The sequence below is a fragment of the Corynebacterium sp. Z-1 genome (assembly GCF_031844665.1).
Classification (GTDB): domain Bacteria; phylum Actinomycetota; class Actinomycetes; order Mycobacteriales; family Mycobacteriaceae; genus Corynebacterium; species Corynebacterium sanguinis.
This window is the reverse complement of the sequence record NZ_CP134621.1, coordinates 470,773-482,286: the sequence shown is the minus strand read 5'-3', so window position 1 is coordinate 482,286 and position 11,514 is coordinate 470,773. Positions and strand designations below refer to the sequence as shown.

Genomic DNA, 11,514 nt, shown 5'->3' with positions numbered 1-11,514 from the left:
ACTGGGCCCATGCGCAAATACTTCTCTATTGCTCTCGCCGCTTCCCTGCTCGCGCCGTTGGCGGCGTGCGGCAGCGAAAGCGAGCCCGCGGCAACCCAGCCCGCGGATCACGCTCAACACCAGCACCCGGCCGACGGCGGGCCCGTTCCCGCCGGGATGGTCGAGGCCGCAAACCCCATGTACGCGGTCGGATCAAACGTGACTCTCACCGCCGACCACATGCCGGGCATGGAGGGCGCGCCGGCAATGATCGCGGGCGCCTACGACACCACGGCCTACGAGGTGACCTACACGCCCGCCGGCGGCGGCGAGCCGGTGCGCAACCACAAGTGGGTAGTGCAGGAAGAGATCAAGGACGCCGGTAGTGAGCGCCTCGCCGACGGCACCGCCGTGGTGCTCGAGGCCGACCACATGGACGGCATGCAGGGCGCGCAAGCCACCATCGACTCCTCCACGACGGAGACGGTCTACGTGGTCGATGTCCATGCTGACGGGATGGAAATGACCAACCACAAGTGGGTCGTCGAAAGTGAGATCCAGCCGGCCAATTAGCAAATCTCACTACCATGGATGTTGTCGCGCACGTTAGCGTACGCGCGACGACCACACGAATATTCTCAAGGAGAGTCAATGTTTAACCCCCTCAAAGTGATTCCGACCGGCGTTTTTACCAAGCAGGACGAGACCAACTTAGGCTTCGCCTCGGCGGCCCTGCGCATCCCGACGGGCCTGTTCGTCCTCAACTCCGGCCTGGGCAAGTTCCAGGCTGACAAGGGCACCGCCGAGTGGCTGCGCAACGCTGCCTCGACCGGCCTGCCGTTTGTCAAGGAGATGGACGCCGAGAACTTCGCTAAGCTCCTCGCCTCCGCTGAGACCGGCCTCGGCGTTGCGCTGCTGCTTCCGTTCGTATCCAACCGCCTCGCTGGCGTAGGCCTGACCGCGTTCGCTGCCGGCTTGCTGTCCATGTACTTCGGCGATGACAACATGACCGAGGACGACGGCATCCGCCCGAGCCAGGACGGCCTGTCGCTGGCAAAGGACTCCTGGCTGGCCGGCATCGGCGCCGCGCTGACCGCGATGCCGAGGAAGTAGGTACACGCTCCAGCCACTTAGTGAAAAAGAACTGCCCCAGCTTTCGCCGGGGCAGTTTTTTTTCTTAAGTGGAGCATAGGGGAATCGAACCCCTGACCTTCGCATTGCGAACGCGACGCTCTACCAACTGAGCTAATGCCCCTCGCACGAAAAACCGTACTCCTGTCCCCGTGGAACTTAAAATCGCGTCCGTGCATCTGCTGGAGGTTCTCCCTCTAGCGGTTATTGACGCAAAGGCCCGCCTTGTTCCCGAACACTGGTTAAGATTCCGCGGTGAGTCCTTCATGTGGCTCAGCAGCGACTGAAAGGGACAACGTGAGTACTGAATTCCAACTCATCACCGACGGAGACGACGTCGCAGTTTTTGGTGACCCGCGCGAGGTTGAGAACTTCCTCACTTCGAACGGGATCGCCTCGAAGGAGCTCGACATGGGCCGGCTCCTCGGAAACGCGTTCAGGACGGCTGCCGGTGCAACCCAGGTAGGTTCGGAGCTTGCGGCAAATTCAGGGCGCTGGGTCAAACTGACCGAAGAGTCAGCGAAAGCGCTCAAACTAGGCAGGGCCATGAAGGGTTCATCAGACGGTCTCAGCAGGGCCATCGCCACCACCAAAGGCGGCAAGATCACGAAGATCTTAGAATTTTCGAAACCGGGCTCCGCCGGCATGTTCATGACTAGTCCGTTAGCGCTAGCTGGAGCCGCATCAATCATGTCCCAGATGGCCATGCAACAGTCCATTGATGAGATCACAGAGCATTTAAAGGTCATTGATGAGAAGGTTGATGAAATCCTACGGGCTCACAAGGATGCCGCACTCGCCGAGATGATCGGAATCGGGCTAGTGATCGACGATGCGATGCTGAAGCGAGAGGGTGCTGTTGCAAACTTCAGGTGGAGAGCTGTGGCGACCCAGTCTTTATCCTCTGATGCTCGCTGCGGGTCGGCGTTCTCAGGCAGCCTCGAACACCCGGCAGACGATCACCGCATCCGGGTTCGGTTGCCCGTAGGCAAACATCGTGCCTTGCCCTTTCCGCAATGAGTGCATCGCTTCCATCCCTTTCAACGTCCGGTACGCCGAGGTCCGGTTTTTGAACGCCCCCTTCGGTCCGAGGATCCGTTTCAGCCGCCCATGATCTCCTTCAATGACGTTATTGAGGTATTTCACCTGCCGGTGTTCCACGGTCTGCGGGCAGATTCCCTCTGACTTCAACTCGGCGATTGCCCTGGCCAGGGAGGGTGCTTTATCGGTGTTGATCACCCGCGGGGACCCGGTTATCGTGTTCGACCTCAGGGTCTTGGCCAGGAAACGCTTCGCTGCGGCGACGTTACGCTTTGGGGACAGGTAAAAATCCAGTGTATGCCCGCCCGCGGTGATGGCCCGATAGAGGTAGCACCACTTTCCCCCGACCCGGATATAGGTCTCATCCACCCGCCAGGACCGGGCCCGCCAATCCGGGACTTGTCGGTACCACCGGGTCTGCTTGTCCAGCTCAGGAGCGTATTTCTGGACCCAGCGGTAGATGGTGCTGTGATCGACCGGTACGCCGCGTTCGGTCATCATTTCTTCCAGATCGCGGTAGCTGAGCCCGTAGCGGCAGTACCACCGCACCGCCCCCAGGATGATTTCACGGGGGAAATGCCGACCGGAGAAGATACCCATGGCCGTGATTATTTCACGCCGGTCTTTCTACTGCCCCAACTTTGCAACAGCACCCTCTAAATCCGGATCCGCTTAAGTGCGCAGGAAGCTTTGAAGCATGTTGCTCGTATTGAGGAAGACGAAAAGGCGGGAGCTCTGACCGGGTTCGGTTTTTAGTACCGGTCGGGCGGGTATCGGGTACTGGGTGTGCGTGTATCGGGTACCGGGGGTAGTTGGGTTGGCAGTCTGTGGTTGACGGCCCTGCGCAGTGTGTACGCGCGGGCCGCGTAACCATGGAAGGAGTTTGGTGTGGTCACCAATTACAGGTTGATCATGCTGGCGCTTGTGCAAGGCCGCTCGTGGTCGCAGATCACGTCGGATTTGGGGTGCTCGCGCAGCAGTATTGATAAGGCCAGTCGGGTGTTGCGCTCGACTGGGATGGACGAGGACACGATTACCGCGTTGTCGCCGCAGGAGCTTTCGGAGTTGTTTCCGGATAATCGCCGGCGGGATTCAGATGCGTTTGTGGAACCGGATTTCGCAGGCATCGCCGCCCGGCGCCGACGCGGTGAGCGGGTGACGTTAAAGGTGGAACACCATAAATACACCCGCCGTCAGGCTACTTCTGGCCAGCAGCATTATTCCTACCGGCAGTTCTGCGCGCTGTTTGAAAACTACGTCGATGTCAACGACCTGACTGCGCTTTTGACCCATGCCCCTGGTGAGGAGCTGTGCGTTGATTGGTCCGGGGAAACCATGGCAGTTGTTGACCCGTTGACCGGGGTGTCTGTGCAGGCGTATGTGTTTGTGGCGTCGCTGCCGCATTCGGGGCTTATCCATGCCAGTGCGTGGCCGGATATGCGGATGCGGTCGTGGCTGTGTGCCCACCGCGACGCGTTGGACTATATCGGTGGCGTGCCGGTGCGCATCGTGCCCGATAACGCCTCGACAGCAACCAACCAGATCACACGTGGTGCGACGGTGCGTGAAGTCAACGAGCGCTACCAGCAGTTCGCCGAGTTCTACGGTTGCGGGATTACCCCGGCTAGGCCGGGTAAACCCAGGGATAAGGCCCATGTGGAAAAGGCGGTCGATATCGTCCAGACCTGGGTCGCAGAAGCGTTATCGGGCCAAGAGTTCTCCACGTTCGACGCTCTCAACGCCGCTATTGCAGCACAGGTCGACTGGATCAACGACCGGGAAGGATTCCGGGGCCGCAACGCAAGCCGCAGGCAGTTGTTTGTTGAAAGCGAAGCAGAAGCATTGCGCCCGCTGCCTCAACAGCGCTGGTCGTATTCCACGTGGCGTAAATGTTAGGGACGTGCTTTTAGTAGCGCGGTTCTGACGATCGGATAGCGCGGGTATGAGCTTCGGATAGCAGCATCTGGTGGTCTGTGGTGATCTCAGGTCCACACGCAGTAATTCGGCTGCGTGTGGACCTCGAAGAGGAGACACCGTGACTGACTACCGATTGGTGATGTCACTATTGATCCAGAATCTGTCCTACCGACAGATCGAAGCCCTGGCGGGATGCTCACACACCACCATCGCCAAAGCGAAGAGAATCTGCCGGGACCAGGGCTTTACCTCCACCTCCCAGGTGGAAGACCTCACCGCGGAAGAACTCGACGCCTTGTTCACCGACGGGCGCAAGGCGCCCTCGGATGAGTTCGTCGCCTTCGACGTGGCCGCGATGGTCACCAAACGCTCGGGCAAGAAGAAGCTCCCGCTGCGCGTGTTGTGGGCCGGCTACCTCGACACGGACGGCGTCCCTGGCCAGCGGCACTACAGCTATCAGCGGTTCTGCCAGATCATCGGCGAGTACGTCGATGTCAACGACCTGACCATGCGGATCACCCACGTTCCCGGTCACACGATGCAGGTCGACTGGGCGGGCACGAAGATGGCCGTCTTTGACCCCATCACCGGGCGCAAGACCAAGGTGTCGGTATTCGTGGCCTCGTTGCCGTACTCCGGGATGGTCTTCGCCCGCGGTTATCTCGATGAGAAGTCCCCGAACTGGTTGGACGCCCACCAGCAGGCCTTCGAGTTCTTCGGCGGTATCCCGCAGGTCGTCATCCCGGACAACGCCTCCACCGCATCCAACCAGATCGCTCGTGGGGACCGGGCCCGGGACGTCAACCGCGCCTACCGGGATTTCCTCGAGCACCACCGCACCGCTGCGGTACCGACCCGTCCCGTAAAACCACAGGACAAAGGCAATGTCGAAGCCGGGGTCAAGGTCGTGACCAACTGGGTGATCGGCCGGCTCGCGGGCCAGCGATTCGCCAGCCTGGATGACCTCAATACTGCTGTGGCCGACCAGGTCACCGCGATCAACACCAGAACACCGTTCCGCGGACAGCAGATCAGCCGCAAGGATCTGTTCGATGAGTATGAGCGGCCGGAACTGCTTGGGCTGCCGGAGTCCCGCTGGCAGCCGGTGACCTGGCGGAAATCCAAGGTCAACCGTGATTACCACATCGAAATCGCCACGGTGAAGTACTCGGTGCCCCACACCTTCGCCGGACGCCACGTTGATGTGAAGAGCACCGGCGACCGTCTGACGGTCATGTGCGACGGGGACATCATCGCCACCCATACCGTCTCCCCGCGCCAGCATGTCTACGTCACCGACCCCGATCATGTCCCCGATCAGCATCAGCAGTCCTCGGACCTGTGGTCCAGGGCGTATTTCCTGCGTCAGGCCCACAAGGTCGGTCCCCACACCGTCGCCGCGATCACCAGCGTGCTCGATGCCCGCCCGATCGAAGCCCAGGGGTATCGCACCTGCCTGAACATCCTCGCCCTGGGCAAGGGCGACAACAAGGCACTGCTGGAACAGGCCTGCCGGCAACTGGTTGACGCTGATTCCCCGCGGGCGGTCAGCTACACCGCGGTCAAGCAACGCCTGGCGGCCTTGCGGGCCCAGGTCCACGCCCGGCCCACCACCACAGATGCTCCGCCGCCGCCGGCCCCACGCATCGACCCGGCCCCGGGCTCACGGGACACCCGCGGTGCGCACCTGGCTGGCCCTGAGCACTTCAGCCTCGACGCTCTACTGGGAAAGACGGATCCTGCCCACGATGAAGGAGGTCAGGCGTGATGGATCGACACCTCACCGACGCCGACATGACGTTGTTCACCCAGCTGCGGATGACCGCCTTCGGGAAAACCGTCATCGACCTGGCCAACGACCCCGCCTGCGATGAGTGGACGTTCTCGCAGAAGATCTTCCACGCCCTGGATAAGGAGATCACGGCCAGGGAGCAACGTCGGACCCAGAAACTACTCAAGGCATCCAGATCGCCAAACCCTGATGCCTGCGTAGAAGAAATCCGCTACCTTCCCGACCGCAACCTCAATCGTGAGCTAATTGCACGGCTGTCCAGCTGTCAATGGATCGATCAGACCCACAACCTGGTCATCCTGGGGAAATCCAGTGTCGGCAAGACCTACCTCGCGTTGGCGCTGCTCAACGCCGCCTGCCGGAAGTTCTACACCGCCCGGTTCTTCAGACTCGATGATCTGGCCAACCAGCTCGCGGTCATGGACCCCGCGTCGCAGAAACGGCTGGACTTCCTCACCGACCTGCACAACTGCGACCTGCTGGTCATCGATGACTTCCTGACCACGCCCATCAACCAGCACACCGCCGCGGAGCTGCTCAACATCCTCGCGGCCCGGGACGGCCGTGGCTCGACCCTGGTCACCTCCCAGTTCGAGCCGCAGGACTGGTACAAATCCCTGCATGACGCGGTGATCGCCGAATCGATCCTCAACCGGATTGTGGCAGGCGCCGAGATCCTCCCACTCGACGGGCCGAACATGCGCCGACACCTCGCCGACGCGCAATAGCCCCGCCGGCACCCGGACCAAGCACCGCTATCCGGTGCTCATCCGGGTGCTATCGGATCGTCAGAACGCTGCTACTGGAAGCACGTCCCAAACAGCGTAAAGCCAAGGCCGGGGTGAACTACCACGTCCAAGTGGAGAAGCATTTCTACTCTGTGCCGTGGAGCTTCGCCGGCAAAAGTGTCGACGTGCAGATCTTCGACGATGTCGTCGACATCTTCAGCGCGGGTGAGCATATCGCTTCCCACCGTAAAAAGCCTGGCAACATGCAGTACTCCACAGATAAAGAGCATGTGCCGGCAAAGCACCAGGACTTGGCCACGAAGTGGGATCAGGGCCGGATTGAGTCATGGGCTCAAAGTATTGGGGCCGCAACCTACGAACTCATCCGCCAGATGTTTCACGCCCACCAAGTTGAAGCCCAAGCCTACAATAGCGCCCTTGGCGTGCTGAGCCTGTCGAAGAAGTACTCCCGCAGCCTGCTTGAACAAGCCTGCCAAGACGTCCTCGACTCCCACATGGTCCCGTCGGTGCGCAAAGTCCACGACACCATCAAAGACCTCGCAACCCGCACCACCGCCACCGCCACAGGTGGTGCGCAATCACCTACATCATCTGCCGCGTCAACTAGGCCGGTGACTCGTCCCGCACCACCAGCCCAGGCGTCGCACGTACGGGGCAAAGCAGCGTTCGAGTTCAGTGAGCTTGAATTCGGTGAGCTTGAATTCGGTGAGGAGGCGTAGAAGCATCATGGCGTTAACCGATGAAGATTTCGACAAGCTCGGCTCGCTGCGCGGGATGCGCGTGTTCGCCGCGACGATCCAAGAGATCGTCAACGACCCCACGCGCGATAACGATTCCTTCGAAGACAAGATCAAAGAAGCCCTCGAAGCCCAACTCACCGCCCGCGACAACAAGGTCATCCAGACAAGGTTGCGTGAAGCGAAACTCCTTGGCTCAACCGCCGCACTCGAGCGCTTCGATGCCTATCCCGGCCGCGGTGTAACCCAAGACCGCATCGACCGGCTCGCCACCTGCGAATGGATCGACTACGGCAAAGACCTCATCATCGTGGGAGCTACCGGCACCGGTAAAAGTTTTCTCGCTCAAGCCCTGGCCGTCGCGGCGTGCCGCAAAAAGCTCACCGCCCGTTACTTCCGGCTCAACGACCTGGCCAACGATTTCGACGCTGCGGCTGAGCATCCCCAGGCCCGCAAACAACTCCTCGCTGACCTGCAAGCCCCGGCACTTGTCGTCATCGATGATTTTCTCGCCACCGATGTCTCAGCGCACGCGTTGAACCAGGTATTCAACCTGCTCGTCGAGCGTGAACATGCCTCTACCGTGATCGCCAGCCAACACGAACCCGATTACTGGTACGACGTCTTCTCAGAAGCAGCACTGGCAGACGCAGTCATGTCCAGACTCGCCAACCACGGCTCGAAACTCACCCTGACAGGAGAAGACATGCGAACCCGCGACGACATCAAACAAGAAAGGATGGCCCCTACGACACCCACACGGCTACGTCAACCCCGAAAGTCGTAACCGGGGGTAAAAACCGGGTACCGGCAACCACCAACACCCCGGTACCCGATACCGCCCTACCGGTACCGAAAAGAAACGCCCGTCAAGCTCTGCGTTTCATGGTCGACCTTCTTCGCTTTCATTCTTGCGTCAAAAATTTTGACTTCCTGTCCCACCTTCGTGAGCACTATCTCAGGAGATCCATTAACTGCTGGTATTCGCAAATCGGCGACCAAATGCTCGCCCACACTCTTTCGATAGAGATATTCCAACCCGTCCTCCAATGGCGAACCCCCCGAAAGCGCAGAGAGTACCAAGTCAATGCTGGCTGACATGTACCCGCGTTGACTACGAAAAATTACTTGTCGGACCAAATCGGAAGTTCTTGGCCCTACCTCCAACTTTGGCCTCGGCACAGATCCGAATTCAGGGGGAATTTCACCTCTCTTCATCCAGACATCGATAGGCCCGTTCGTTGGTTCAAAAATCGGTACTCGGCGAAACACTTCGGCATCTACTGCGTGTGAGAAAAGAGTTCCTGAAAGAAATTGCGTAAGGATATCCAGTTCGTCGACTGCCACGATGTCATACCCATAGTTAGATGTAATTCGGCACCGAAGATAGGCCAAAAAGACCGTCGGGGATCTTAACAAAGAACTCATGACTGCAAGATCATGCAAGGAGACCACCCAGACGGAATCCCCGGCAGTGTCGATTGGGTCCTGGGACTGCGTCCCGATCGGCCCCACATCATCGAGCAGCACAACGACGTTGAGAATATGTCTCACATGACGAAAGTCAATCCACTGTCCGCTTGCGAGCCATATTCCGGAGTTGTTTCTAATGAGACTGCTTAAACGTTCGGCTTGAATTTGGGCGTTGCCGATCGTATCTTCAACGTCCCGGATAAATCTCGAAAGCTGTCCCGTTCTCGCTCTATCTGATATCGATTTTCCCTTGACTTCGACGACTACAGCTACGTCATCTTTTATAAACAGTCCATCGGATTCGGCTGTTTCACATTTTGACAGGTTGAAATTAAACGAAGAATCAAGATTTTCGTCATTCCCGGATTTAGCCTGAAAGGCATAGGTAACATTCAACCACTCGGCATCGGCTTTGATAAGGTTGCTGAGGTATGAAGTTGCCAATTTTTCGGTTACTTTGGCTCGAACTTTTTGGTCGTACTTCTGGAACTGCTTTTGGTTGTCTTTTTGCTTCTCCTCGAAGACCCGTCTGATTGTGTCATCCCCGATTCCGTTGGCGACGATAACAAACTCACCAGTTTTATTGCGAACTAACGGCTTGTAGGAGAAAAGCCAGTCACCTTTAAGTAGGCTTTTTACCCTATCCAGCGCGTCTTGTGTGGGGTCGAATTCAAGTGAGTAATCGGTTATCACCTTCTCAACTAAATCTTCCGAAAGTCTTCCCTGCTCGGCTATGTCGGAAACCGACATTGCGGCTCGATTTCCAGGCCGAAACATCATTGAAATTAACGCATCACTGACTACTTGATTCTCCTCGGAAGTGCCACTAGTGACGTTTCCGTATTTCTGCATCAGGTCGTGTATCGCGTACCCACTTGTATCGCGTGCTTCTGTCAGGCGTTTGGATTGGACATCATGGATGGCATCGCGGACCGACTTAATGTGGTCTACCGAATATCCTAGAGTCTCTAGGACCAGCGGTTTGGCCACCTCATGGTTGAGAAGCGCGTTGTCGTGATTATCTCGGACTTCATCAAACTGAAAATTTGATATTATAGCGCGTGATTTTTGGTATAGAACGAGTTCTCTGGAAGCTCGGTTATCACTCTTCTCGGCGAGTATCAGCGCACTAAACACAGAATGCTTGCTGATTTCAGAGGCAAGACGATGCAGCTCTTCTATGATTTCCCAAGGTCTGTCATTGCCAGGAGTTGGTGCACCGTCGCGCCCAGGGCGCGATAGTAGGACCGCAGTGACAATTTCGATATTGGAAGCAGATCCGTCAGGATTTGATGAACGAGGATCCGGAATCGGATTGAGTTCGCGCAGTCGCATTAGCTCGATCACGTCAAAAGCATCGAAAGGATCGACGAGCTCGACAATATCGCAGACAAGACGCTCCATATTCTCGTCGAAAATAGCCGTCACCTGGTTCGCATCCCTAGCCTCTTGGTACTGCTGGAGGATGGCCATACTTTGATCAATTGAGTTAGGTTGGAATGAGGATTGGAGCACTGTATACCTTCCAAGATCGGTGCTGTTGCAAAGTTGAGAGACCAGGCCCGTAGTAGCTCTAGAGGGTGCTGTTGCAAAGTTGGGCGGAGAGCCGAGACGACCCAGTTTCTCATTTCCTGATGGCCGCTGCGTGCCGGCGTTCTCAGGCCGTCTCGAAGACCCGGTTGACGATCACCGCGTCCGGATTGGGGTGCCCATAAGCAAACATCGTGCCCTGACCTTTCCGTAATGAATGCATCGCTTCCATCCCTTTCAACGTCCGGTAGGCAGACGTCCGATTTTTGAACGCCCCCTTCTGTCCCAGGATTCGTCTCAACCGGCCATGATCTCCCTCGAGAACGTTGTTCAGGTATTTCACCTGACGGTGCTCCACCGTCTGAGGGCAGATTCCCTCCGCCTTCAGCTCGGAGATCGCCTTGGCCAGGGAGGGTGCCTTATCTGTATTAATTACCCGCGGGGACCCGGCTGTCGTATTCGATCGCAGGGTCTTGGCCAGGAAACGCTTGGCCGCAGCCACATTCCGTTTTGGTGAGAGGTAGAAGTCTAAGGTCTGCCCACCGGCGGTAATAGCCCGGTAGAGATAGCACCACGTGCCGCCGACCCGAATATAGGTCTCATCCACCCGCCAGGACCGGGCCTGCCAGTCGGGTACCTGCCGGTACCACCGAGTGTTCTTATCCAGCTCAGGGGCGTATTTCTGCACCCAGCGGTAGATCGTGGTGTAATCGACTGACACACCCCGCTCGGTCATCATCTCTTCGAGATCGCGGTAGCTCACGCCGTAGCGGCAGTACCACCGCACCGCCCACAGGATGATTTCACGGGGGAAATGCCGACCGGAGAAGATACCCATGGCCGTGATTATTTCACGCCGGTCTTTCTACTGCCCCAACTTTGCAACAGCACCGTTCATCGTTTGTCACGGTGTAGGGCGCTAACCCGTCGAGGTTGCCGCCAGTGCCGAGCACGCGCTCGCGGGCATCGGAAAGTAGCTCGTTTCCGAGAATGAACCATTTAGCCCCAACGCGGAGCGCCGGAAGTTCACCTTCACGGCAGAGCCTTTGAATCGTACGTGGGTGCGAATCGGTCGCCGCCGCGAACTCCTTAACCGGAATCAATTCCCCCAGTGCGGGTAAATCTGCCACGTCAAACAACCTCCAACGTCACAGTGACGAAATAC

The 11,514-nt window shown here is 58.1% G+C and carries 12 protein-coding genes and 1 tRNA gene; 8 read left to right on the top strand and 5 right to left on the bottom strand.

Translation table 11 applies throughout. The features are described from left to right. The first annotated feature begins 9 nt into the window (after positions 1-9). A complete protein-coding gene (locus RIU96_RS02300) occupies positions 10-552 on the top strand; it encodes a YdhK family protein (RefSeq protein ID WP_311205086.1) in 543 nt (180 codons plus the stop codon). 78 nt (positions 553-630) lie between these two features. Next, the gene (locus tag RIU96_RS02295; protein WP_144773004.1) at positions 631-1,092 is read left to right on the top strand and encodes a DoxX family membrane protein; all 462 of its coding nucleotides are present in this window, start codon (positions 631-633) and stop codon (positions 1,090-1,092) included. A 69-nt stretch (positions 1,093-1,161) separates the two neighbouring features. On the opposite strand, the gene RIU96_RS02290 is transcribed toward RIU96_RS02295, so the two are convergent. Further along, positions 1,162-1,234: transfer RNA gene (locus RIU96_RS02290), tRNA-Ala, on the bottom strand. 173 nt (positions 1,235-1,407) lie between these two features. Here RIU96_RS02290 and RIU96_RS02285 point away from each other — a divergent pair. After that, the gene (locus RIU96_RS02285; protein ID WP_144773006.1) at positions 1,408-2,130 is read left to right on the top strand and encodes a hypothetical protein; all 723 of its coding nucleotides are present in this window, start codon (positions 1,408-1,410) and stop codon (positions 2,128-2,130) included. Here the strand turns inward: RIU96_RS02285 and RIU96_RS02280 are convergent. Continuing rightward, entirely contained in the window at positions 2,041-2,751 is a 711-nt protein-coding gene (locus RIU96_RS02280) for an IS6 family transposase (RefSeq protein WP_144773009.1), read from the bottom strand. The genes RIU96_RS02285 and RIU96_RS02280 overlap by 90 nt on opposite strands. A 288-nt stretch (positions 2,752-3,039) precedes the next feature. On the opposite strand from RIU96_RS02280, the gene istA (RIU96_RS02275) reads away from it, so the two are divergent. From istA (RIU96_RS02275) to RIU96_RS02255, 5 genes are all read left to right on the top strand, one after another. After that, positions 3,040-4,047, top strand: a complete 1,008-nt coding sequence (istA, locus tag RIU96_RS02275; RefSeq protein ID WP_311205072.1) for an IS21 family transposase — start codon at positions 3,040-3,042, stop codon at positions 4,045-4,047. 139 nt (positions 4,048-4,186) lie between these two features. Continuing rightward, positions 4,187-5,836 carry an IS21 family transposase gene (gene istA, locus RIU96_RS02270; protein WP_311205071.1) on the top strand — a complete coding sequence of 550 codons (1,650 nt, stop codon included), beginning with the start codon at positions 4,187-4,189 and terminating at the stop codon, positions 5,834-5,836. Then, positions 5,836-6,588 carry an ATP-binding protein gene (locus RIU96_RS02265; protein WP_201740600.1) on the top strand — a complete coding sequence of 251 codons (753 nt, stop codon included), beginning with the start codon at positions 5,836-5,838 and terminating at the stop codon, positions 6,586-6,588. The genes istA (RIU96_RS02270) and RIU96_RS02265 overlap by 1 nt, the downstream gene beginning before the upstream one ends. Continuing rightward, positions 6,501-7,328 (top strand): Mu transposase domain-containing protein, encoded by an 828-nt coding sequence (locus RIU96_RS02260; RefSeq protein WP_396136763.1) that lies wholly within the window; start codon positions 6,501-6,503, stop codon positions 7,326-7,328. The genes RIU96_RS02265 and RIU96_RS02260 overlap by 88 nt, the downstream gene beginning before the upstream one ends. A gap of 7 nt (positions 7,329-7,335) precedes the next feature. Then, positions 7,336-8,133 carry an ATP-binding protein gene (locus RIU96_RS02255; protein WP_311205085.1) on the top strand — a complete coding sequence of 266 codons (798 nt, stop codon included), beginning with the start codon at positions 7,336-7,338 and terminating at the stop codon, positions 8,131-8,133. A gap of 56 nt (positions 8,134-8,189) precedes the next feature. Here the strand turns inward: RIU96_RS02255 and RIU96_RS02250 are convergent, their stop codons facing one another. The 3 genes from RIU96_RS02250 to RIU96_RS11950 form a co-directional block, all read right to left on the bottom strand. After that, a complete protein-coding gene (locus RIU96_RS02250; protein WP_311205084.1) occupies positions 8,190-10,292 on the bottom strand; it encodes a hypothetical protein in 2,103 nt (700 codons plus the stop codon). Between the two features lie 184 nt (positions 10,293-10,476). Continuing rightward, complete coding sequence (locus RIU96_RS02245) at positions 10,477-11,187, bottom strand: IS6 family transposase (RefSeq protein ID WP_259808281.1); 711 nt, start codon at positions 11,185-11,187, stop codon at positions 10,477-10,479. A gap of 13 nt (positions 11,188-11,200) precedes the next feature. Further along, entirely contained in the window at positions 11,201-11,479 is a 279-nt protein-coding gene (locus tag RIU96_RS11950) for a helix-turn-helix domain-containing protein (protein WP_186365383.1), read from the bottom strand. Positions 11,480-11,514 lie beyond the last annotated feature (35 nt).